Origin of the sequence: Herbaspirillum lusitanum P6-12, assembly GCF_000256565.1 — a bacterium.
GTDB classification, from domain to species: Bacteria; Pseudomonadota; Gammaproteobacteria; order Burkholderiales; family Burkholderiaceae_D; genus Herbaspirillum; species Herbaspirillum lusitanum.
Genome location: NZ_AJHH01000018.1, coordinates 1 through 21,356 on the forward strand (window position 1 = coordinate 1; position 21,356 = coordinate 21,356).

Here is a 21,356-nt window from a genome sequence, read left to right on the forward strand (position 1 = left end):
CGGGCGCTGCCGCGTCTGCGGGCCGTGCTGGACTGGCTGGAAGGCTGCTTCGCCGGCGAATCGCCCGTCTGAGCGTGGCCAAAGCGTTGCCGGAAAGGCATTTTTCGGTATTTTCACCACCGTTGCCGGTATGCCGGGATCAGCGCCCGCCAGCGGCTTCGCGCGGCATCCGGTGCTATAATCGCGGACCTTGGAAGCACCGACTGCAGGCGCTCCGGATCGCGCTGCACAAACCGCCTTTCCGGCCTTTGCGACTGAAGTTTTCACGATCGGCTTCCTCTTGCCGGCGCTTGGCCGACGCGCCTCACATGTGCGCAGAACCAAGCCTCCCGCCGCGCCCTCATGCCTGAATGACATTTATGCAGAAAAAAGTATTCATCAAAACCTTCGGCTGCCAGATGAACGAGTACGACTCGGACAAGATGGCCGACGTGCTGAACCTTTCCGACGGACTGATCAAGACCGATCGTCCGGAAGACGCCGACGTGATCCTGCTCAACACCTGTTCGGTGCGTGAAAAAGCGCAGGAAAAAGTGTTCTCGGATCTCGGTCGCCTGCGTGAGCTGAAGAAGAAAAATCCCGACCTGCTGATCGGCGTGGGCGGTTGCGTGGCCTCGCAGGAAGGCGAAGCCATCGTCAAGCGCGCGCCCTTCGTCGACATGGTGTTCGGCCCGCAAACCCTGCATCGCCTGCCGCAGATGATCAGCGAGCGCCGCTTTACCGGCCGTCCGCAGGTCGACATCAGCTTCCCGGAAATCGAGAAGTTCGATCACATGCCGCCGGCCCGCGTCGAAGGCGCGACGGCTTATGTGTCGATCATGGAAGGTTGCAGCAAGTATTGCAGCTACTGCGTGGTGCCGTACACGCGCGGCGAAGAAGTGTCGCGCCGCTTCGAGGACGTGCTGACCGAAGTGGCCGGACTGGCCGCACAAGGCGTCAAGGAAATCACGTTGCTGGGCCAGAACGTCAACGCCTTCCGCGGCGTCATGGAAGACGGCGAGATCGCCGACTTTGCGCTGCTGATCGAATACATCGCCGAGATGCCCGGCATCCAGCGCATCCGTTTCGTCACCAGCCATCCCAAGGAATTTACCCAGCGCCTGATCGACACCTATGCCAAGGTGCCCAAGCTGGTCGATCACCTGTACCTGCCGGCGCAGCACGGTTCCGACCGCATCCTGGCGGCGATGAAGCGCGGCTACACGTCGCTGGAATACAAATCGGTACTGCGCCGCCTGCGCGAAGTGCGTCCCAACATCACGATTTCGAGCGATTTCATCGTCGGCTTCCCGGGCGAGACGGACGAAGATTTCAACGCGCTGATGAAGCTGATTACGGATATCGGTTTCGACAGCAGCTTCAGCTTTGTCTTCAGCCCGCGGCCCGGCACGCCGGCCGCCAACCTGGCCGACGACACGCCGGCCGACGTCAAGCTGAAGCGCCTGCAACATTTGCAGGCGGTGGTGCAGGACAATGCAAGCAAGATCAGCCAGGCCATGCTCGGCACGGTCCAGCGCATCCTGGTCGAAGGCCCTTCGAAGAAGGATCCGAACGAATTGCAAGGCCGCACGGAAAACAACCGCGTGGTGAATTTCGACGGCGGCCCGAACGGCGCCCGCCTGATCGGCGAAATGATCGACGTCACCATCGTGCAGACTTTCGCGTTTTCGCTGCGCGGCGAGATCATCGTCAAGCAATGACGCCATCGCCATCCGCTGTTTAACTTCCAACTGACGACACCGAGCCAGATTGAAAAAATCACCCAACCAGCCTCATTACTTCATCCCGCAACCGCTCGACAACAAGCGCCTGGCGCATCTGTGCGGTCCGCTCGATGAAAACCTGAGGCAGATCTCGTCCGCCCTCGACGTGACGATTTTCCGTCGCGGCGAGAAGTTCATCGTCAGCGGCACCAACGCCGAGCGCGCGGTCGCGGTCCTTGATCGTTTCTACACGCGGGCGGACAAGCCGGTGTCGGTGGAAGATGTTCAACTGGCGCTGGTCGAACAACGCGCCACCGCGACCATCGACGCCGAGCTCGACGACGCGGATATCGCGGTCGACAAGAAAGACAAGACCGAAATCGAAAGCCCGGTGCTGAAGACGCGCAAGCACGATCTGCGCGGCCGCACGCCGCATCAGAGCCAGTACCTGCACGCCATCCTCGAGCACGACATCACCTTTGGCGTCGGCCCGGCCGGCACCGGCAAGACTTACCTGGCGGTGGCCTGCGCCGTCGACGCGCTGGAACGCGATGCCGTGCAGCGCATCGTGCTGACGCGTCCGGCGGTGGAAGCCGGCGAACGCCTGGGCTTCCTGCCGGGCGACCTGGCGCAGAAGGTCGATCCGTATTTGCGGCCGCTGTATGACGCGCTGTACGACCTGCTCGGCTTCGACCGCACGCAAAAGCTGTTCGAGAAACAGGCGATTGAAATCGCGCCGTTGGCCTACATGCGCGGCCGCACGCTGAACCACGCCTTCATTATCCTCGACGAAGCGCAGAACACCACGCCGGAACAGATGAAGATGTTCCTCACGCGCATCGGTTTTGGCAGCAAGGCGGTAGTCACCGGCGACGTCACCCAGATTGATTTGCACCATGGCCAGAAGAGCGGCCTGGTCGATGCGCTCAATGTGCTGCATGACGTGCGCGGCATCGCCTTCTCGCGCTTCACCAGCAGCGACGTGGTGCGCCATCCGATGGTCGCGCGCATCGTCGACGCCTATGAAGCGGTGTCGGGCGCCGGCAACTCCCATAATGCCCACAGCGCCCAGGTTACTTCCAGCACCGCCGTCAAACGCCTCAGCCAGGGACTGACCCAGTCAGCCAAGCCACGCCATGCAAAAAAATAAACTGACCCTGTCCGTCCAGTATGCCGATCCACGCCTGAAGGAAAGCGTGCCGCGCCCACAGATCCGCCGCTGGATCCAGGCAGCGCTGTTTGCGCCGGCGGAACTGACGATCCGCTTCGTCGACGCCGAAGAAGGCCGCACGCTGAACCGCGAATACCGTGAAAAGGATTACGCCACCAACGTGCTGACGTTTGCGTACACGGAAGATGAAGACGCCGAAGTGACGCAGGCCGACATCATCCTGTGCACCGACGTGCTGGAAAAGGAAGCGCTGGAACAGAAGAAGCCGCTGCTGGATCACGCGGCGCATCTGATCGTGCACGGCGTGTTGCACGCACAAGGCTACGATCACGAAGACGAAGAAGAAGCGACCGAAATGGAAACGCTGGAAACTGAAATTCTGGCGGGCCTAGGTTTCACCGATCCTTACGCGGACCGCCGATAACGCCGGTATGAACTCTGCAGCTCCGAACATTGCCGGCCGCAGCGTTGCGCTGCGACGGCATTGTTTTCTTTCTATTACTTCCTGTATTACCCTCTTATCTTACTTCCCATCCCCGCCGTCGCGATAACGCCGCACCGCCTTGCGCATGAAATCCAATTGCCGGCCGAAGCGCGTGCAATGGTCGCAAATGGCCAGATGCCAGCGCAGCGTCAGCCGCCGGGCAAAGGACAATTTGCTGTCTTGCGCCTCGCACAAGACGCGATGTGCTTCCTTGCAGTTCATATGATTGCTCCTGTGGCGCTTCGGTTGGCATTGTAAATCAGCCAGGCCCGCAGTCGCGCTTTCAGCGCCGTTCTCCGGCTCCCTGCATGTTGGTCGCGGCCGGGCGTCGTTTCTTACAGTTCACTGACAATTATTTTTAGCAGCGGTCTTCATACCGCTGCGAGCACGATTGCGCCGGTAATTTTCATTTTCTTCAAACTTCTTGTAAGAAACCGCAAGCTCGTCCGACCAAGCTGCATGAAACAACTATTCGCCATGTCTTGAGGAGACGAACTTGAAGATCCACGCTCCAATCCTTCCAACCACGTCCGCGATTATCCATCCGCTGTGGCTGCGCGTCACGCATTGGACCAATGCGCTGGCCGTCGTGCTCATGATCCTGAGCGGCTGGCGCATCTATAACGCTTCGCCGATCTTTCCATTTGCGTTTCCCAAGGCATGGACCTTGGGCGGCTGGCTGGGCGGTGCATTGCAATGGCATTTCGCGGCGATGTGGCTGCTGGCGATCAACGGCGTGATTTATCTGGCGCTTAATCTGCTGAGTGGGCGTGCACGGCGCAAGTTCTTTCCGCTGCGTCCGTTGGAAGTTTTCCAGGATTTTGTCCAGGCGCTCAAAGGCAAGCTGCAGCATGCGTCGCTGGATCATTACAACGCCGTGCAAAAGCTGGCGTATCTCTCGGTGATCGCCGACCTGGTGCTGATCGTGGTGTCGGGACTGGCGATCTGGAAATCGGTACAGCTGCCTTTGCTGCGCGACCTGATGGGTGGCTATGACAACGCACGCATCGTGCATTTCTTCGCGATGAGTTTCCTGGTGTTGTTCATTGCCGTCCATGTGGCGATGGTGGCGCTGGTGCCGCGCACCTTGCTGGCCATGCTGCGCGGACGCTGAACGGAGAACTTACCATGATCAAGAAACCAAATCGCCTGCCGTCCACGCTCGACGGCGAATTGATTCTCAAGGATGCGCGCCGCGAACTGGAATTATCGATGCCGTCGCGACGCCTGTTCGGCAAGCACGCGCTGACGCTAGGCGGCCTGTCGCTGCTGAGCGGCTGCAACCTCACCGAGCAGGAGTCGGTGAACCGCATGCTGACCAGGATTTCACGCATGAACGATGGAGTGCAGGCCTGGCTGTTCGATCCGACCAAACTGGCGCCGACGTATCCGGCCTCGATGATCACGCGGCCGTTTCCGTTCAATGCATTCTATGGCGAGGATGAAATCACCGAAGTCGACGGCGACGCCTATCGCCTCGAACTCAAAGGCCTGGTCGCCATCCGCCGCACCTGGTCGCTGGCCGAGCTGCGCCGCCTGCCGCAGGTGGAACAGATCACGCGCCACATCTGCGTCGAAGGCTGGAGCGCAATCGGCCGCTGGGGCGGCGTGCCGTTTGCCGGCTTCCTCAAACACATCGGCGCCGACCTGAGCGCGAAGTACATCGCCTTCCGTTGCGCCGACGACTATTACACCAGCATCGACATGGCCACGGCGTTGCATCCGCAGACGCAACTGACGCTGACGTATGACGGTGAAATATTGCCGCCGAAATACGGTTTCCCGATGAAGCTGCGCATGCCCACCAAGCTGGGCTACAAGAATCCGAAGCATATCGTTTCGATCGAAGTAACCAACACTTACCCCGGCGGTTACTGGGAAGACCAGGGGTACAACTGGTTCGGCGGCGCTTAGCAATGTGCCGGGCACCTGCCGTAATCATGGCGCTTTTGCCAATTTTCAACACTTAGGAGATTCACATGAAAAAAGCACTCTCGACCCTGTTCGCCTGTCTGATGATGGCTGCCGTATCGGGCGCCTACGCTGCCGACACAATGGCCAAGGACGACATGTCCAAGGATTCGATGTCCAAGGACGGCATGAAGAAAGACAGCATGGGTAAAGACGGAATGAAGAAGGACAAGATGAAGAAAGATTCCATGGGCAAGGATGCCATGGGTAAAGACGGGATGGCCAAGGATGAAATGAAAAAAGATGAAATGAAGAAGTAATCTTCGTTTCTTTCGACATGTCTGCGGCATCCCTCGCCGTGGACATGTCCGTCAGTGGACTTGTCCGTCGGGAAACTGTTGCAATTTGATCCAGCCTGCCGCTTGCATTCGTTGTGCGTCACGGGCGTGAAAATCGGGTTTTAGTAGATTTGTCATATATTTGTTGTATCCTATGGCTCATCGAAACAACGTCGGACCCACGGCTCACGCCATATGCAAGATCACTCTAGTAGCGTCAAATCTCTTGACGCTAAACCACATCGTTCCCTGTTCGAACGTCTCACCGCCCTCATCTCCCCCGAACCAGAAAACCGAGCAGAGTTGCTCGAGGTCCTGCAAGACGCCCATGAACGCAACCTGATCGACGCCGATGCGCTGTCGATGATCGAAGGGGTGTTCCAGGTATCCGATCTCGCCGTGCGCGACATCATGGTGCCGCGTTCGCAGATGGACACCATCGATATCAGCAAACCGATCGAAACCTGGATGCCCGACGTGCTGTCGACTTCGCATTCGCGCTTCCCTGCGGTCGAAGGCGAGCGCGACAAGGTGGTCGGCGTGCTGCTGGCGAAAGACCTGCTGCGCTATTACGCCGAAGAATCCTTCGACGTGCGCGACATGCTGCGCCCGGCGGTATTCATTCCCGAATCCAAGCGCCTCAACGTGCTGCTGCGCGACTTCCGCGCCAACCGCAACCACATGGCCATCGTGGTCGACGAATACGGCGGCGTCGCCGGCCTGATCACGATCGAAGACGTGCTGGAACAAATCGTCGGCGACATCGAAGACGAATACGATTTCGACGAGGAAGAAGACAATATCCTCGCCATCAAGGACGGCGCCCACGGCCCGCGCTGGCGCATCAAGGGACTGACCGAAATCGCCCAGTTCAACGAGACGCTGGAAACCGCCTTCTCCGATGAAGACGCCGATACCATCGGTGGGCTGGTCGCCAACCATCTCGGCCGCGTGCCGCGCAAGGGCGACGAGTTCGACATCGCCGGCATGCGCTTCGAAGTGTTGCGCGCCGACGCCCGCCAGGCGCATGTGCTGCTGGTGGAAAAACTGCCCGACACGCCGGCAGCCGAGGAAGAACAATAGTTTTTCCGCGTGAACTCTTCTTCGCCCATCACTGCTGACTCTACCGATGCTGCGGCTGCCGCAAATAGTCCGACGGCGTCACGCCTTGCACGCTGGACGCCGCTGTTCGCCTTGCTGGCCGGCGTCGCCAACGTGCTGGCGTTCGCGCCGTTCAACATCTGGCCGGTGCAGATCCTCACGCTGGCCTGGTTGTTCCGCCAGATTTCCCGCACCGCCTCCTTTCGTCGCAATGCGCTGACCGGCTGGCTGTACGGCTTCGGCTGGGCCGCCTGCGGTGTGCATTGGCTCTACATCAGCATGCACGACTACGGGGGCATGGCGGGATGGATGGCGGCACTGGCGGTGGGCTTGCTGGCTGCTTACCTGGGCCTCTATGCGGCATTGACCGCGACGCTCGCGAGCTGGCTGCGACAACGCTGGGCGGCATCACCGCTTGTCGTGCTGCTGCTGTTGTTGCCGGCGCTGTGGGCCTTGTCGGAATGGCTGCGCGGCTGGTTGTTCACCGGTTTTCCATGGCTGACGTCGGGCTATGCGCACAATGTCGGTCCGCTGGCCGGCTTCGCGCCCGTGGTCGGCGTCTACGGCCTGGCCTGGTTCGCCGCGATCATCGCCGGCAGCCTCGCCATGCTGAGCCTGCGCACCGGTCCGCGTGTCCTGCCTGCCGCACTGACGCTGCTGCTGGCCGGCGCCGGCGTGGCGCTGCATGCAGTCGACTGGACGCATGCACAGGGACAGCCGATCAGCGTCCGTTTGCTGCAAGGAAATATTCCGCAGGAAATGAAGTTCTCCAATGAAGCGCTGCTGTCGTCGCTGATGATGTACGACGATATGATCCGCAGCGCGCCGGCCGACCTGATCGCCACGCCCGAAACCGCGGTACCTCTGCTGCCGCAACAATTGCCGCCGGATTATCTGGCGCGCCTGACGCGCTTTGTACAGACCTCGGGCAGCCATCTGGCGCTGGGGATTCCCTTGTCGGACGGTCCGGGCCAGTACGCCAACAGCATGATCGGTTTCTCTCCCGACCCGGCCAGCGAGCGCATGCCGTATCGCTACGACAAGCATCACCTGGTGCCTTTCGGTGAATTCATCCCGCTCGGTTTCCGCTGGTTCGTCGACATGATGAACATTCCGCTGGGCGACATGACGCGCGGCAAACCCTTGCAGTTGCCGTTCCAGGTCAAGCAGCAATGGATCATGCCCAACATCTGCTACGAGGATCTGTTCGGTGAAGAGATCGCCGCCCAGCTCGGCGGCGCCTACTACGCCGGCCAGCCGCAGGCCAGCATGCTGCTGAACCTGTCCAACATCGCCTGGTTCGGCAATTCGATCGCCCTGCCGCAGCACTTGCAGATCTCCCAGATGCGCGCGCTGGAAACCGGCCGCCCGATGCTGCGCGCGACCAATACCGGCGCCACCGCCGTCATCGGCCCCAAAGGCCAGTTGGTGTCCGAATTGCAGCCTTACACGCGCAACATGCTGAGCGCATCGGTGCAGGGGTTCCAGGGCCAGACCCCCTACATCCTGCTCGGCAACAAGCTGATGCTGGCGCTGACGGTCGCTGCGCTGGCGGCGGCCTGGCTGCTGTCGCGCCGCAAACGCTAGCGCCTCCGGCGTTTTTCTTTGCTCCTTTCCTGGTTATTTCCTGCAGGTTCCTGCGTTTGGGCCGCATGGCCCCCTCAAAAACCGCTAAAATTCAGGGTTTTAGCAATTCCTTGCCCGCCATCACCGGCAACATAAAAAGATGCTTACATTTCAACAGATCATTCTCAAGTTGCAAGAATATTGGGATGCGCAAGGTTGCGCATTGCTCCAGCCCTACGACATGGAAGTCGGCGCCGGCACCTCGCACACCGCGACCTTCCTGCGCGCGATCGGACCGGAGCCATGGCGCGCTGCCTACGTGCAACCGTCGCGCCGTCCCAAGGACGGCCGCTACGGCGAAAACCCCAACCGCATGCAGCACTACTACCAATACCAGGTGGTGCTGAAGCCGGCGCCTGAGAACATCCTCGATCTGTACCTCGGTTCGCTCGAAGCGCTCGGCCTCGACCTGAAGCAAAACGACGTGCGTTTCGTCGAAGACGACTGGGAAAACCCGACCCTGGGCGCCTGGGGCCTGGGCTGGGAAGTCTGGCTCAACGGCATGGAAGTGACGCAATTCACCTACTTCCAGCAAGTCGGCGGCCTCGACTGCAAACCGGTGCTCGGCGAAATCACCTACGGCATCGAGCGCCTGGCGATGTACCTGCAAAACGTTGAAAACGTCTACGACCTGGTCTGGACCGAATGGGTCGAGAACGGCGTCAAGAAGAAGCTGACCTACGGCGACGTGTTCCACCAGAACGAAGTCGAGCAGTCGACCTTCAACTTCGAATATTCGAATACCGACTTCCTGTTCTCGCTGTTCGGCAACTACGAAGCCGAAGCCAAGCGCCTGCTGGAAGTGCCGCTGGCGTTGCCCGCCTACGAAATGATCCTGAAGGCGGCGCATACCTTCAACCTGCTGGATGCACGCGGCGCCATCTCGGTGACCGAGCGCGCCGCCTACATCGGCCGCATCCGCAATCTGTCGCGCGCCGTGGCGCAGGCATATTACGAATCGCGCGAGCGCCTCGGCTTCCCGATGGCGGGCGCCGATGTTGCACGCCAGGCTGCCTGAATAACGTATTGACCGGATCGCGCTGCGGCTGACACCGGCCGCAGCGCCAAATAAGCAAGAAATCGGCAAGAAGATAGAAAATGACTCAAACACTTTTAGTAGAACTCCTGACTGAAGAACTGCCGCCGAAAGTGCTCGCCAAACTGGGCGACGCCTTTGCCAACGGCATTTTCAACGGACTGAAATCGCGCGACTTCCTCGAAGAAGGCGCTACCGCCACCACTTACGCGACGCCGCGTCGCCTGGCAGTGTCGATCACCAACGTGCGCGCCACGTCGCTCGACAAGGCGATCCGCGAAAAGGTATTGCCGGTCAGCGTGGCGCTGGACGCCGAAGGCCGTCCGGCAGCGCCGCTGGTCAAGAAACTGGCCGCATTGGCTGCGCAAGTCGGCGCCACCGTGATCACCCCGGACCAGCTGGAACTTGCCCAGGACGGCAAGGCCGAGAGCTTCTTCTACAACTACACCGCCAAGGGCGGCGCGCTGCAATCCGGCCTGCAAGCTGCACTGGAAGAATCGGTTGCCAGGCTGCCGATCCCGAAGCTGATGAGCTACCAGCGCCAGCACGGCCGCGACGCGGGCAACACCGTTCATTTTGTTCGTCCCGCACACCGCCTGATCGCGCTGCATGGCTCGAGCGTGGTGGCGCTGAACATCCTCGGTCTCGACGCCGACAAGATCACGCAAGGCCATCGCTTCCTGTCGCAAGGCGCGATCGCGATCGACTCGCCCGAGACCTATGTCGAGACGCTGATCAGCAAAGGCAAAGTCATCCCGGGCTTCACGGAACGCAAGGAAAAGATCCGCCTCGACCTGCTCGGCAAAGCCGGCGACGACAAGGTGCTGATGCCGGAAGCGCTGCTCGACGAAGTCACGGCGCTGGTCGAATGGCCGGTGGTCTATGAATGCAAATTCGACGATCAATTCCTGGCGGTGCCGCAGGAATGCCTGATCCTGACCATGCAGACCAACCAGAAATATTTTGCGCTGACCGATACCAACGGCAAGCTGCGGTCGCGTTTCCTGATCGTTTCGAATCTGGAAACGTCCAACCCGCAGCACATCATCCAGGGCAACGAACGCGTGGTGCGTCCGCGTCTGTCGGATGCGAAATTCTTCTTCGAGCAAGACAAGAAGAAGACGCTGGCCGATCGCGTCCCGCAACTGGCCAACGTCGTCTATCACAACAAGCTGGGCAACCAGTTGCAACGCACCGAGCGCGTCAAGGCGCTGGCCGGCGCGATTGCCAAACTGCTGGGTAATGATGTGGCGCTGGCCGAACGCGGCGCGCTGCTGGCCAAGACCGATCTGCTGACCGACATGGTGGGCGAATTCCCCGAGCTGCAAGGCATCATGGGCGCCTACTACGCGCGTCACGACGGCGAGCCGGATGAAGTCGCGCTGGCCGCTTCCGAACATTACCAGCCGCGCTTCGCCGGCGACGCCTTGCCGGCGTCCGCGACCGGCACCGCCGTGGCGCTGGCCGACAAGCTCGAAACCCTGGTTGGCATCTGGGGCATCGGCCTGCAACCGACCGGCGACAAGGATCCGTTCGCACTGCGCCGTCACGCGCTGGGCGTGTTGCGCATGCTGGTTGAAAAGCGCCTGCCGCTGGCGATTCCTGCGTTGCTGCAGGCAGCCGTGGCGCAGTTCGCAGGCAACAGCAATTTCAAGGATCCGAGCGCCGACGTCAGCGCCTTCCTGTTCGATCGCCTGCGCGGCCTGCTGCGCGAGCGCAATTATTCGCCCAACGAAATCGAGGCAGTGGTGGCGCAACAGCCGGAAGTGCTGGACAACATCACCGAACGCCTGGATGCGGTCCAGGCCTTCGCCGCGCTGCCCGAAGCCGAAGCGCTGGCCGCCGCCAACAAGCGCATCACCAATATCCTCAAGAAAATCGAAGGCGGAGTGAGCGGCACCGTGCAGAACGGCTTGCTGCGCGAAGCGGCCGAGCAGGCGCTGTACTCGGCCATGCTGTTGCTGAAGCCGCAAGTCGATGCCGCCTATGCGCAAGGCAATTTCAGCGGCGCACTCAAAGCCCTGGCGCAATTGCGTCAAAACGTCGATGCCTTCTTCAACGACGTGATGGTCAACGCCGAAGACGAACAACTGCGCCACAACCGCCAGGCTTTGCTGGCTGAATTGCATCAGATGCTCAACCAGGTTGCGGACATTTCCAAGCTGGCGGCATAAGGTCCATCAGGTTCTCAGGGATAGGGTAAGAAGAACATGAAGCTGATCATTCTGGATCGTGATGGCGTGATCAACCAGGACTCGGACGCCTTTATCAAGTCGCCCGCGGAATGGATACCGATCAAGGGTTCGCTGGAAGCGATCGCCCGCCTCAACCAGGCAGGCTATCGCGTCGTCGTCGCCACCAATCAGTCGGGCGTGGGCCGCGGCCTGTTCGACATGATGACGCTCAATGCCATCCATCAGAAGATGCACAACGCTGCGCAGCAGGTCGGCGCCGATATCGACGCCGTGTTCTTCTGCCCGCATGCCGCCGACGACAACTGCGATTGCCGCAAACCCAAGCCGGGCATGTTCAACGAAATTTCCAAGCGCTTCGGCATCAGCCTGCGTGGCGGCGTGGTCACCGTGGGCGATTCGCTGCGCGACCTGCAAGCCGGTTTCGTGGCCGGCTGCGCGCCGTTTCTGGTGCTCACCGGCAAGGGCGAGAAGACCCGCGAGAAAGGCGGCCTGCCGCCCGGCACGTTGATTTATCCGGACCTCGCCGGGGTGGTCGACTTCATATTGAAAGCACCGGTAGAAATGTCGGTTTAGTGGATAGTGAGAAGGCAGCAGGCCGTCGCATTGCGGACACGGCCTCGCCGACTCTGAAAAGGGAGACTGTATTTTGCGTATCAACCTGTTTTTGCGTTCCGTGCTGTTCACGCTGGTGATGACGGTGACCACCGTGGTGTGGTCGATGGCGTGCATCCTGTTCGCCCCGTTCCCGTACGCCCGGCGCTATTACCTGACATCGCGCTGGAACGTCATCGTGATCTGGGCGGCACGTGTGATCTGCGGCATCCGCTACCAGGTCAAGGGCATGGAAAACCTGCCCGACGCGCCGGTGATCCTCCTGTCCAAGCACCAGTCGGCGTGGGAAACCATTTTCTACCTGATCATCATGCCGCGCCCGCTGGTGTTCGTGTTCAAGAAGGAACTGACCTACATCCCGTTCTTCGGCTGGGGCATCGCCTTGTTGCGCATGATCCCGATCGACCGCAGCAAGGGCCGCGACGCCTTCGCGCAAGTCGTGGTGCAGGGACGCAAGCGCCTGGCCGACGGCCAATGGGTGATCATGTTCCCGGAAGGCACGCGCATTCCGGTCGGCCAGACCGGCAAGTACAAACACGGCGGCTCGCGCCTGGCGGTGGAAACCAACACCGTGGTCGTGCCGGTTGCGGTCAATGCCGGCGAATGCTGGCCGAAGGGTTCATTCATCAAAACTCCGGGTATGATCACGGTATCGATCGGCAAGCCGATCTCGCCGGAAGGCCTGGATCCTGCACAGTTAAGCCAACGCGTTGAAAATTGGATAGAATCCGAAATGCGCGTGATTTCCCCGGCGGTTTATGCCGCCGTCGATACTAAAAGAAACTGACACCATCGGCCCCACTACATTGAAACTGCTTCGTCACTCTCAGCCGGATCCTAACCAGCTCACGCTGCAACTGGATTTCTTCACGCCGACGCCTCTGGAGACGACGCAGGACAGCCCACCGCCACCGCTTTTGCAGCAGGACTACGCACCGGCGCCCGAACTCAAACAGCAGACCCCGTTGCCGCCGATGTCGCCGCCGATCGGCCGTCCCGCCGACGGCATGCGGCGCATTCAACTGGGCGAACATCATCTCGACTATGCGCTGCTGCGCTCGAAGCGCCGCTCGATCGGCTTCCTGATCAGCGACGAAGGCTTGCGCGTGACCGCGCCGAAATGGGTGACCCTGGGAGAGATCGAAAACGCCATCCGCGAAAAGCAGCGCTGGATCTTCACCAAACTCAATGAACGCCGCGAACGCTCGGCGCGCCGCCTGCAACCGCAGATGCAATGGCGCGACGGCGCCACCCTGCCCTATCTGGGCCAGGACATCACCCTGCGTATCCGCGCCAATCAGGCGGCCGGAATCGCCTACGATGAAGACACCCTGGAGTTGACCGTAGGCCTGCCTGCCGATGCCGGCGAGCAGCAATTGAAAGACCGCGTGCAAGGCTGGTTGCAAGCCCGCGCCAAGGAAACCTTTGCAGCGCGGCTGCCGGTTTACGCTGAGAAACTGGGCGTGACCTATCAGTCGTTCGCGCTGTCGTCGGCCACCACTCAATGGGGCTCCTGCACCGCCGACGGACGCATCCGCCTGAACTGGCGCCTGATGCATTTTTCGCTGCCGCTGATCGATTACGTGATCGCGCACGAGCTGTCGCACCTGCGCGAAATGAACCACAGCCCACGCTTCTGGGCCACGGTCCAATCGATCTTCCCTGAATTCGAAACCGCCAAGCGCGCCCTGCGCGACAGCGCACCCGAGACGCTGCCGATTTTCTGACCGGCAAATCTGTTCGACAAAAACATCGGCCTGCGGCATGTCTCCATGCAGCAGGCCGATTCATTTCATACGCCGCGTTGATTCAGTCTTTGCGTTCGATGAACTCGATCTTGTAGCCGTCGGGATCCGTCACGAAGGCGATCACCGTGCTGCCGCCCTTGACCGGACCGGCTTCACGCGTCACGTTGCCGCCCGACGAGCGCGCCGCATCGCAAGCCTTGTAGGCGTCGTCGACCGAGATGGCGATATGGCCGTAGGCAGTGCCCATTTCATATTTGTCGACGCCATGGTTGTAGGTCAGCTCGAGTTCGGCGTGATCCGGATTGCTGCCGTAGCCGAGGAAGGCCAGGGTGTATTTGTATTCGGTGTTTTCGCTGGTGCGCAGCAATTTCATGCCGAGCACCTTGGTGTAGAAATCGATGGAGCGTTGCAGGTCGCCAACCCGGAGCATGGTGTGCAGGATGCGCATAATGAGCCTTTGCCTAAGAACTTATCGGAGTGCAGGATTGTAGCGCTGTTCGCGTCGGCTTGCCGGCGCGCATTATTGCCGTCGCGTTCCAGGCCGCAAATACCGCGCGCCTGCGGTCGGATGACGGCAGGCGCGCAGTAATGGCAATCACGTCAGGCAACGATCAGAACTGTTCCCAGTCGTCGTCCTTGCCGGTGACGGGGGTACGTGCCGCAGCAGGCAGACGCGGCGCTTCCTGCTTGCGCGCCAGCGATGGCGTCTTCGGCGTCACGTCATGCGGACGTTGCTGGACAGACGACGAAGCGCCGGCCTTATCCGGCAGGCGATTGCTGTCGATCTTGAAGACACCGACGATCTGCGACAGGCTGGTGGCCTGATCCTGCAGCGATTGCGCCGCAGCGGCGGCTTCTTCGACCAGCGCGGCGTTTTGCTGCGTGACCTGGTCCATCTGCGTCACTGCCTGGTTGACCTGCTCAATGCCCTCGCTTTGTTCGCGGCTGGCTTCGGTGATCTCGCCGACGATGTCGGTCACGCGGCGCACGCTGCTGACGACTTCGTTCATGGTCTGGCCGGCCTGCTCGACGAGCTTGCTGCCGGAATCCACTTTTTCCACCGAATCATCGATCAACGACTTGATTTCTTTCGCAGCGGCGGCGCTGCGCTGCGCCAATGTGCGCACTTCGCTGGCCACCACCGCGAAGCCGCGGCCCTGCTCACCGGCGCGCGCCGCTTCGACCGCGGCGTTCAGCGCCAGGATGTTGGTCTGGAAGGCAATGCCGTCGATCACGCTGATGATATCGACGATCTTGCGCGAGGACGCATTGATCGACTCCATCGTATGCACCACCTTGCCGACCACGTTGCCGCCTTCGACCGCGACGGCAGACGCCGAGACGGCCAGTTTGTTGGCTTCACGCGCATTTTCGGCATTTTGCTTGACGGTGGAGGTCAGTTCCTCCATCGACGAGGCGGTTTCCTCGAGCGAACTGGCTTGCTGCTCGGTACGGCTGGACAGGTCCAGATTTCCGGCAGCGATCTGGGTCGATGCAGTGGCGATGGTGTCGGTGCCATGGCGAACCCGGCTGACGATGTCGAGCAGGTTGTCGTTCATGGCCCGCAAGGCGCGTAGCAACTGGCCTGTTTCATCCTTGGCGGAAGCATCGAACTGCGAGGTCAGGTCACCCGCCGCAACGGTCTCTGCAACCTTGACTGCACGGCTCAACGGCGACGTGATGCTGCGCGTGACCAGCCAGGCGATCAGGCCGGCGAACACCAGCGCGATGACGCTCAGCGCAATCACCAGATTGCGGGCCTCGATATACTCTTCTTCGACTTCCTTGCTGGCGACTTGCATCAGCTCGTTCTGATGCGCAATCAGGGTTTCGACGGCAGACATGTAGGTCAGTTGCAGCGGCCGCACCGTCTGCAGCAGCAGCATCGTGGCGTCGTTCTTCGCACCAGCCACCACCAGGCGCAGCACTTCGTCGCGACCGACGTTGTATTGCGTACGCGCGTCCATGATCGACTTCATGAGTGCGCGACCCTTGTCGCCGGTGATCAGACTGTCGAGTTTTTCAAGCGTAGCCTTGGTGCTGTCGCCGGCTTTTTTGATGGTCTGCATTTCCTTGCCGATCTCGTCGGCATCTGTCATGAGCAGCACGTTGCGCGAGGATCGTGCAATCACGTTGACGTTCTTGATGATGTCGTTGGCCAGCACCGTCTTCGGATATTTGTCATTGATGACTTCGTCCATCTGCTCGTTGAGTCCGGACAGGCGCGTGACGCCGAGCACGGCCATGGAGACCAGCAACAGCACCAGGAAACCGAATCCTATGCCCAGACGTGCCCCGATCCTGAAATTCGCTATGCGCATACATTTCCCCTTGTCATGTAAAAGTGCAATTAAACGTATTGACTGACGACTGGTTAGACGTTCCCGGCTGTTCCGATGAGGATATGCCGACTATGCGCCGGGGGGATTGCGCTTCAATCGCCTTTTGTGTTGCGTAGGTACCGCCGATGCAATGGCGCAATATTGAAGTATGAAAATCCCGGCAAGATTAATCCGCAATGCCGCCCTTCGCCATCAGGAAATTCCTGATGACGACTGCCGCGCCACTTCCCCCTGTCAAATGGCAACATGCGCAAATACAGGTTTCATCTTGCGCCCGACGAACTATGATGAAAACAGTGCATCCGCACGTCCTGCAGTCATAAGCGAGCCGCTCCACGACGGAATCTGTTATCTGTTTTCCCGCATGTTTTTTGCCGCCTTTCGTGGTGCTGTTCCGACAGCACCAACTATTCAACGCCGCAAAGCAAGTTTCCTTTTTGCTTGCGAGCCTTGGTTTGGCGCGTTTATTTGCGCAATACGCAATATTTTATCAAAAAATTTGTCCGCACGACTTTGCGCCTCACGCAATATTGGCAGGAGAATTGATAAATGAATATTGGCCAAGTCCTACGCAAGATTCGCAAGGAAAGAAAAGCGAGCCTGGAAGAAATCGCATTGGTCGCAGGCACCGATGCCGCCAATCTGTCGCGCGTCGAACGCGACAAGCAGCGCCTCACGCCCGACATGCTGGAAAACGTCGCCAAAGCGCTCGACGTCCCGGTGTCGTCGCTTTATTTCATCGCCGAACAGAACATGCAGTCAGGAAAAACGGTCAGTGATGCCGGCAAGGCGGCTGCGGCGCGTCTCGAAAACGCGCTGGGACGCTTCATCCTGCTGGCGCCGCGCCGCAGGATCAGCAATTGGCGGCGGACTTCATGGAATTGCTGCTGAAATCGGCGCGTAAATAATTTACGACCGCACAGCGATCGCCGGTTCAGCCGGCGCGATGTTGCCGCAGCACGTTGGCCAGCGCGACGAACTGTTCCATCGGTACCGCTTCGGGACGCGCCTGCGGATCGATGCCGGCGGCGATCAGGTCGGCTTCGACGAGCAAGCCGGCGACGCAATTGCGGATGACCTTGCGACGTTGGGAAAACGCCTTGGTGACGACTTCTTCGAGCAGGGACTGGTCGCAGTCAAGCGGATGCGCAATCGGGATCATGCGCACGATCGCCGATTCCACGCGCGGAGGCGGATCGAAGGCGGTCGGCGGCACCACAAACATCAGCTGCATGCGGTAGCGCCATTGCAGCATCACCGAGAGGCGCCCGAAGGCCTTGCTGCCCGGGTCGGCGACCATGCGCTCGACTACTTCCTTCTGCAGCATGAAATGCTGGTCCTGCACCAGCGGCGCCAGCGCGGCCAGATGGAACATGAGCGGACTGGAGATGTTGTACGGCAGGTTGCCGACCACGCGCAGCTTGCGGCCGGCAGGCACCGGGATCGAAGTGAAATCGAATTTGAGCGCGTCGGCCGAATGCACATGCAGGCGCTTGGGATCGAACTGCTTCTGCAGGCGCGCCACCAGGTCGCGGTCGAGTTCGACCACGTGCATCTCGTCAAGCGACTCGAGCAACAGGCTGGTCATCGCAGCCAGACCCGGACCGATCTCGACCATGACATCGCCCTTCTGCGGCGCGATGGCGCTGATGATGTCGTACAGGATGGTCTGATCGGTCAGGAAATTCTGGCCGAAGCGTTTGCGGGCGATATGTTTCATAGGGAATTCTTGGCGCGGGCCATGAGCGCCGCCGTCCTGATGGCTTCGACCATGCTGCCGTGGTCGGCGCGGCCCAATCCCTGGGCGGCGAGGTCGAGTGCGGTGCCGTGGTCGACGGAGGTGCGAATGATGGGCAGGCCCAGCGTAATGTTGACGCCCTGGCCGAAGCTGGCGAACTTCAATACCGGCAGGCCCTGGTCGTGGTACATGGCGAGCACGCAATCGGCATGCTCGAGATATTTGTGCTGGAACAGCGTGTCGGCCGGATACGGGCCCGCGACATCGATGCCGCGCGCCTTGGCAGCCGCCAGTGCAGGACTGATGACATCGATTTCTTCGCGGCCGAGGTAGCCGTTCTCGCCGGCGTGCGGATTGAGGCCGGTGACCAGGATGCGCGGCCGGGCGATGCCGAATTTGTCACGCAGATCGGCATGGATGATGTCGAGCGTGCGACCCAGCCCGTCGAAGGTAATCGCCGCCGACACGTCCTTCAGCGCCAGATGCGTGGTCGCCAGCGCTACGCGCAAATGCGGGGCGTCGCCGCCGGCGAGCATCATGACGACCTGGGGCGTGGCGGTGCGTTCCGCGAGATATTCGGTGTGGCCCGTGAAGGGTACGCCGGCGTTTTTTCGGATCGAACTGCTTCTGCAGGCGCGCCACCAGGTCGCGGTCGAGTTCGACCACGTGCATCTCGTCAAGCGACTCGAGCAACAGGCTGGTCATCGCAGCCAGACCCGGACCGATCTCGACCATGACATCGCCCTTCTGCGGCGCGATGGCGCTGATGATGTCGTACAGGATGGTCTGATCGGTCAGGAAATTCTGGCCGAAGCGTTTGCGGGCGATATGTTTCATAGGGAATTCTTGGCGCGGGCCATGAGCGCCGCCGTCCTGATGGCTTCGACCATGCTGCCGTGGTCGGCGCGGCCCAATCCCTGGGCGGCGAGGTCGAGTGCGGTGCCGTGGTCGACGGAGGTGCGGATGATGGGCAGGCCCAGCGTGATATTGATGCCTTGGCCGAAGCTGGCGAATTTCAATACCGGCAGGCCCTGGTCGTGATACATGGCGAGCACGCAATCGGCGTGTTCGAGATATTTGTGCTGGAACAGCGTGTCCGCCGGATAAGGACCGGCGACATCGATGCCGCGCGCCTTGGCGGCGGCCAGCGCTGGACTGATGACGTCGATTTCTTCGCGCCCCAGGTAACCGTTCTCGCCGGCATGCGGATTGAGTCCGGTAACCAGGATGCGCGGTTGCGCGATGCCGAATTTGTCGCGCAGGTCGGCATGGATGATATCGAGGGTACGGCTCAGGCCATCAAAAGTGATCGCCGCCGACACGTCCTTGAGCGCCAGATGCGTGGTCGCCAGCGCCACCCGTAAATGCGGCGCATCGCCTCCGGCCAGCATCATCACTACCTGCGGCGTGGCGGTGCGTTCGGCGAGGTATTCGGTATGACCGGTGAATGGCACGCCGGCGTCATTGATCGTGCTCTTCTGCAGCGGCGCAGTGACGATGGCGTCGAATTGTCCTTGCAGCGCCCACTCGACCGCAACGTCGAGCGTCTGCAGCACGGCGCGGCCATTGCGCGCATCGAGCACGCCGGGAACTACCGGCTCACTGGTGGGGCAATCGATGACGATCAGGCGGTCTTGCGGAAAATTGGGCAATCCGCTGTTGCGAAAGGCCTGCAGCGACAAGGCCGACAAGGCGATGGCCGGGTCCAGCGCCTGCGCAGTCTGCGCCAGGAAGGCAGCATCGCCGAGCAGCACGCTGCGCACTTCTGCACGCAGCTGCCAGGCGGCCTTGACGGAAATTTCCGGGCCGATGCCGGCCGGCTCTCCGCAGGTGATCGCCAGCGTGGGGCGCCGGCGTTGAACTTCAGGGACTGCGGACAGGGCTGCGGACATCGGAGGGATCAGTTGTCGTCGGTGCGGAACTCGACGTAGGCGCGGTCACGCAGCTGACGCAACCAGTCTTCGGTCGCTTCGTCGATCTTGCGCTCGCGAATCGCCTGACGTGCAGCCAGACGTGCGCGCTCCTGCGAACCGTCGTCGGTCTTGCGTTCGACCACCTGGATCAGGTGGAAGCCGAACGGCGATTCGATCGGCTGGCTGACTTCGCCCGGCTTCAATTCGTTCATGGCGCGCTCGAATTCCGGCACGGTGTCGCCCGGATAGATCCAGCCCAGGTCGCCGCCCTTGGACGCCGACAGGTCGTTGGAATACAGCTTGGCCAATTCTTCGAAGGTCGCCGCCTTGTGATCCAGGCGTTCTTTCAGTTCGAGCAGTTTGCGACGCGCTTCAGCGGCAGACACCACTTGATTGACCTTGATCAGGATATGGCGTGCATGCGTTTGCTCTACGGCCGGCGCACCAGCCTTGCCGGTGGCGCTGGCATTACGGCGATCAATCAGCTTGAGGATATGGAAGCCGTTGCCGCTCTTGACGATGGAGGAGACTTCGCCCGGCTTCAGGCTCGCCACCGCGTCGAGGAACAACTGCGGCAGACGGTCCTGCGCGCGCCAGCCCAGGTCGCCGCCGCTGAGTGCATCGCTGCTGTCGGAATAGGTTGCCGCGGTCTTGGCGAAATCGGCGCCGGTCTTCAATTGGCGCAACACTTCTTCCGCGCGCTGGCGGCGTGCCGCAACTTGCTCCGGCGAGGCGTTTTCCGGCACGCGCACGAGGATTTGCGCCAGGTTCAGGTCCTCGTGTTTGACGGAGGTATTGTTCTCGGCGGCCAGGTAGTTGTCCACTTCGGATTCCGACACCAGCACCTTGTTGTCGACTTCGCGTTCGCGCAGGCGCTGCATGATGATTTCACGGCGGATGTCTTCACGGAAGGCCGGATAGGCCATGCCTTCGCGCTCGAGCTGGACGCGGAAATCTGCGAGCGACATCTTGTTCTGTTCAGCGATGCGCAAGATCGCACGATCCAGCATGGCGTCGTCGACAACGATGCCGTTTTCTTTCGCCATTTGGGTCTGCGCGCGCTCAACGATCATGCGTTCCAACAGTTGGCTTTGCAACTGGTTGCGTGGCGGCAAGGCGACGCCTTGGGCGGTGAGACGTTTCTGCACCGACGCCAGGCGTTCGGACAGTTCCTGGCGCGTGATCACGTCATTGTTGACAACCACAAGAATGGAGTCGACCGGACGCGGCGCACGCGATGTCGCAGCTGCAGGCGCAGGAGCGGGTGTCGCCGTCGGCGGCAGCTGCAATCCGGGAACGGCAGGCGTGGCGGTCGCGGCGAATTGCGCCTGGGCGCTGCCGATCATGCCGAACGACATGCACATCAAGACGATGCCGGAGGTGATGCGAGCGAGAGGATGACGGCGCGAGGAAATGGAAGCGTTCATATGATTATCGG

General features: G+C 60.9%; 22 protein-coding genes and 2 pseudogenes. 15 read left to right on the forward strand and 9 right to left on the reverse strand.

Features of this window, described 5'->3' with window-relative positions:
• A partial coding sequence (locus tag HLUSI_RS33750; protein ID WP_238533884.1) for a hypothetical protein occupies nucleotides 1-267 on the reverse strand: 267 nt, incomplete at its 3' end.
• Nucleotides 268-359: 92 nt separating this feature from the next.
• Between HLUSI_RS33750 and miaB the strand changes: the two genes are divergently transcribed.
• From miaB to ybeY, 3 genes are read left to right on the forward strand one after another with little or no spacing between them, the layout of a single operon-like run.
• A complete protein-coding gene (miaB, locus tag HLUSI_RS0100680; RefSeq protein WP_016832124.1) occupies nucleotides 360-1,700 on the forward strand; it encodes a tRNA (N6-isopentenyl adenosine(37)-C2)-methylthiotransferase MiaB in 1,341 nt (446 codons plus the stop codon).
• A gap of 49 nt (nucleotides 1,701-1,749) precedes the next feature.
• Nucleotides 1,750-2,853: a PhoH family protein gene (locus HLUSI_RS0100685; protein WP_016832125.1), complete on the forward strand. Its 1,104-nt coding sequence runs from the start codon at nucleotides 1,750-1,752 to the stop codon at nucleotides 2,851-2,853.
• Nucleotides 2,840-3,298 (forward strand): rRNA maturation RNase YbeY, encoded by a 459-nt coding sequence (ybeY, locus tag HLUSI_RS0100690; RefSeq protein WP_016832126.1) that lies wholly within the window; start codon nucleotides 2,840-2,842, stop codon nucleotides 3,296-3,298. Before HLUSI_RS0100685 ends, ybeY begins: the two co-directional genes overlap by 14 nt.
• 99 nt (nucleotides 3,299-3,397) lie before the next feature.
• Here the strand turns inward: ybeY and HLUSI_RS0100695 are convergent, their stop codons facing one another.
• Nucleotides 3,398-3,580, reverse strand: a complete 183-nt coding sequence (locus HLUSI_RS0100695) for an anti-sigma factor family protein (RefSeq protein ID WP_016832127.1) — start codon at nucleotides 3,578-3,580, stop codon at nucleotides 3,398-3,400.
• Between the two features lie 274 nt (nucleotides 3,581-3,854).
• Between HLUSI_RS0100695 and HLUSI_RS0100700 the strand changes: the two genes are divergently transcribed.
• From HLUSI_RS0100700 to HLUSI_RS0100745, 10 genes are all read left to right on the forward strand, one after another.
• Nucleotides 3,855-4,472, forward strand: coding sequence for a cytochrome b/b6 domain-containing protein (locus HLUSI_RS0100700; protein WP_016832128.1), 618 nt, complete (start codon nucleotides 3,855-3,857; stop codon nucleotides 4,470-4,472).
• A gap of 14 nt (nucleotides 4,473-4,486) precedes the next feature.
• Nucleotides 4,487-5,272 (forward strand): molybdopterin-dependent oxidoreductase, encoded by a 786-nt coding sequence (locus HLUSI_RS0100705; RefSeq protein ID WP_016832129.1) that lies wholly within the window; start codon nucleotides 4,487-4,489, stop codon nucleotides 5,270-5,272.
• A 65-nt stretch (nucleotides 5,273-5,337) separates the two neighbouring features.
• Entirely contained in the window at nucleotides 5,338-5,589 is a 252-nt protein-coding gene (locus HLUSI_RS0100710) for a pentapeptide MXKDX repeat protein (protein WP_016832130.1), read from the forward strand.
• A 213-nt stretch (nucleotides 5,590-5,802) separates the two neighbouring features.
• A complete protein-coding gene (locus tag HLUSI_RS0100715; protein ID WP_029362956.1) occupies nucleotides 5,803-6,690 on the forward strand; it encodes an HlyC/CorC family transporter in 888 nt (295 codons plus the stop codon).
• A gap of 9 nt (nucleotides 6,691-6,699) precedes the next feature.
• Nucleotides 6,700-8,295, forward strand: a complete 1,596-nt coding sequence (lnt, locus tag HLUSI_RS0100720; RefSeq protein ID WP_414086124.1) for an apolipoprotein N-acyltransferase — start codon at nucleotides 6,700-6,702, stop codon at nucleotides 8,293-8,295.
• Between the two features lie 139 nt (nucleotides 8,296-8,434).
• Nucleotides 8,435-9,352, forward strand: coding sequence for a glycine--tRNA ligase subunit alpha (gene glyQ / locus HLUSI_RS0100725; protein WP_016832133.1), 918 nt, complete (start codon nucleotides 8,435-8,437; stop codon nucleotides 9,350-9,352).
• Between the two features lie 80 nt (nucleotides 9,353-9,432).
• Nucleotides 9,433-11,544, forward strand: a complete 2,112-nt coding sequence (gene glyS / locus HLUSI_RS0100730; protein WP_029362957.1) for a glycine--tRNA ligase subunit beta — start codon at nucleotides 9,433-9,435, stop codon at nucleotides 11,542-11,544.
• A 36-nt stretch (nucleotides 11,545-11,580) separates the two neighbouring features.
• Nucleotides 11,581-12,138, forward strand: coding sequence for a D-glycero-beta-D-manno-heptose 1,7-bisphosphate 7-phosphatase (gene gmhB, locus HLUSI_RS0100735; RefSeq protein ID WP_016832135.1), 558 nt, complete (start codon nucleotides 11,581-11,583; stop codon nucleotides 12,136-12,138).
• Between the two features lie 73 nt (nucleotides 12,139-12,211).
• Nucleotides 12,212-12,964 (forward strand): lysophospholipid acyltransferase family protein, encoded by a 753-nt coding sequence (locus HLUSI_RS0100740; protein WP_016832136.1) that lies wholly within the window; start codon nucleotides 12,212-12,214, stop codon nucleotides 12,962-12,964.
• A 19-nt stretch (nucleotides 12,965-12,983) separates the two neighbouring features.
• Entirely contained in the window at nucleotides 12,984-13,904 is a 921-nt protein-coding gene (locus HLUSI_RS0100745; RefSeq protein WP_029362959.1) for a M48 family metallopeptidase, read from the forward strand.
• Between the two features lie 82 nt (nucleotides 13,905-13,986).
• Here the strand turns inward: HLUSI_RS0100745 and gloA are convergent, their stop codons facing one another.
• Together gloA and HLUSI_RS0100755 are read right to left on the reverse strand one after the other, a co-directional pair.
• Nucleotides 13,987-14,373: a lactoylglutathione lyase gene (gene gloA / locus HLUSI_RS0100750; RefSeq protein WP_016832138.1), complete on the reverse strand. Its 387-nt coding sequence runs from the start codon at nucleotides 14,371-14,373 to the stop codon at nucleotides 13,987-13,989.
• Nucleotides 14,374-14,536: 163 nt separating this feature from the next.
• Complete coding sequence (locus tag HLUSI_RS0100755; RefSeq protein ID WP_016832139.1) at nucleotides 14,537-16,246, reverse strand: methyl-accepting chemotaxis protein; 1,710 nt, start codon at nucleotides 16,244-16,246, stop codon at nucleotides 14,537-14,539.
• A gap of 169 nt (nucleotides 16,247-16,415) precedes the next feature.
• Here HLUSI_RS0100755 and HLUSI_RS32260 point away from each other — a divergent pair, with 169 nt between their 5' ends.
• Together HLUSI_RS32260 and HLUSI_RS0100760 are read left to right on the forward strand one after the other, a co-directional pair.
• Nucleotides 16,416-16,820 carry a hypothetical protein gene (locus HLUSI_RS32260; RefSeq protein ID WP_157137712.1) on the forward strand — a complete coding sequence of 135 codons (405 nt, stop codon included), beginning with the start codon at nucleotides 16,416-16,418 and terminating at the stop codon, nucleotides 16,818-16,820.
• Nucleotides 16,817-17,158, forward strand: a complete 342-nt coding sequence (locus HLUSI_RS0100760) for a helix-turn-helix domain-containing protein (protein WP_029362960.1) — start codon at nucleotides 16,817-16,819, stop codon at nucleotides 17,156-17,158. The genes HLUSI_RS32260 and HLUSI_RS0100760 overlap by 4 nt, the downstream gene beginning before the upstream one ends.
• A 43-nt stretch (nucleotides 17,159-17,201) precedes the next feature.
• Here HLUSI_RS0100760 and rsmA read toward each other — a convergent pair whose 3' ends face one another.
• From rsmA to HLUSI_RS0100780, 5 genes and pseudogenes are all read right to left on the reverse strand, one after another.
• Complete coding sequence (gene rsmA / locus HLUSI_RS0100765) at nucleotides 17,202-17,987, reverse strand: 16S rRNA (adenine(1518)-N(6)/adenine(1519)-N(6))-dimethyltransferase RsmA (protein WP_016832140.1); 786 nt, start codon at nucleotides 17,985-17,987, stop codon at nucleotides 17,202-17,204.
• Nucleotides 17,984-18,613 (reverse strand): annotated as a pseudogene (gene pdxA / locus HLUSI_RS26355) (4-hydroxythreonine-4-phosphate dehydrogenase PdxA); the annotation flags it as partial. The pseudogene pdxA (HLUSI_RS26355) and the gene rsmA, both read right to left, overlap by 4 nt.
• A pseudogene (locus tag HLUSI_RS31205) lies at nucleotides 18,612-18,842 on the reverse strand (rRNA adenine N-6-methyltransferase family protein); the annotation flags it as partial. The pseudogenes pdxA (HLUSI_RS26355) and HLUSI_RS31205, both read right to left, overlap by 2 nt.
• Nucleotides 18,839-19,897, reverse strand: coding sequence for a 4-hydroxythreonine-4-phosphate dehydrogenase PdxA (gene pdxA, locus HLUSI_RS0100775; protein WP_016832142.1), 1,059 nt, complete (start codon nucleotides 19,895-19,897; stop codon nucleotides 18,839-18,841). The pseudogene HLUSI_RS31205 and the gene pdxA (HLUSI_RS0100775), both read right to left, overlap by 4 nt.
• Nucleotides 19,898-19,905: 8 nt before the next feature.
• Nucleotides 19,906-21,345 (reverse strand): peptidylprolyl isomerase, encoded by a 1,440-nt coding sequence (locus tag HLUSI_RS0100780; RefSeq protein WP_016832143.1) that lies wholly within the window; start codon nucleotides 21,343-21,345, stop codon nucleotides 19,906-19,908.
• Nucleotides 21,346-21,356: the final 11 nt, after the last annotated feature.

Bases quoted from the DNA above. Each gene is read 5' to 3' on its own strand.
- miaB (WP_016832124.1), top strand. From the start codon at position 360: ATGCAGAAAAAAGTATTCATCAAAACCTTCGGCTGCCAGATGAACGAG.
- ybeY (WP_016832126.1), top strand. From the start codon at position 2,840: ATGCAAAAAAATAAACTGACCCTGTCCGTCCAGTATGCCGATCCACGC.
- HLUSI_RS0100695 (WP_016832127.1), bottom strand. From the start codon at position 3,580: ATGAACTGCAAGGAAGCACATCGCGTCTTGTGCGAGGCGCAAGACAGC.
- HLUSI_RS0100705 (WP_016832129.1), top strand. From the start codon at position 4,487: ATGATCAAGAAACCAAATCGCCTGCCGTCCACGCTCGACGGCGAATTG.
- HLUSI_RS0100710 (WP_016832130.1), top strand. From the start codon at position 5,338: ATGAAAAAAGCACTCTCGACCCTGTTCGCCTGTCTGATGATGGCTGCC.
- HLUSI_RS0100715 (WP_029362956.1), top strand. From the start codon at position 5,803: ATGCAAGATCACTCTAGTAGCGTCAAATCTCTTGACGCTAAACCACAT.
- glyQ (WP_016832133.1), top strand. From the start codon at position 8,435: ATGCTTACATTTCAACAGATCATTCTCAAGTTGCAAGAATATTGGGAT.
- glyS (WP_029362957.1), top strand. From the start codon at position 9,433: ATGACTCAAACACTTTTAGTAGAACTCCTGACTGAAGAACTGCCGCCG.
- gmhB (WP_016832135.1), top strand. From the start codon at position 11,581: ATGAAGCTGATCATTCTGGATCGTGATGGCGTGATCAACCAGGACTCG.
- gloA (WP_016832138.1), bottom strand. From the start codon at position 14,373: ATGCGCATCCTGCACACCATGCTCCGGGTTGGCGACCTGCAACGCTCC.
- HLUSI_RS0100755 (WP_016832139.1), bottom strand. From the start codon at position 16,246: ATGCGCATAGCGAATTTCAGGATCGGGGCACGTCTGGGCATAGGATTC.
- HLUSI_RS32260 (WP_157137712.1), top strand. From the start codon at position 16,416: ATGAAAATCCCGGCAAGATTAATCCGCAATGCCGCCCTTCGCCATCAG.
- HLUSI_RS0100760 (WP_029362960.1), top strand. From the start codon at position 16,817: ATGAATATTGGCCAAGTCCTACGCAAGATTCGCAAGGAAAGAAAAGCG.
- rsmA (WP_016832140.1), bottom strand. From the start codon at position 17,987: ATGAAACATATCGCCCGCAAACGCTTCGGCCAGAATTTCCTGACCGAT.
- pdxA (WP_016832142.1), bottom strand. From the start codon at position 19,897: ATGTCCGCAGCCCTGTCCGCAGTCCCTGAAGTTCAACGCCGGCGCCCC.
- HLUSI_RS0100780 (WP_016832143.1), bottom strand. From the start codon at position 21,345: ATGAACGCTTCCATTTCCTCGCGCCGTCATCCTCTCGCTCGCATCACC.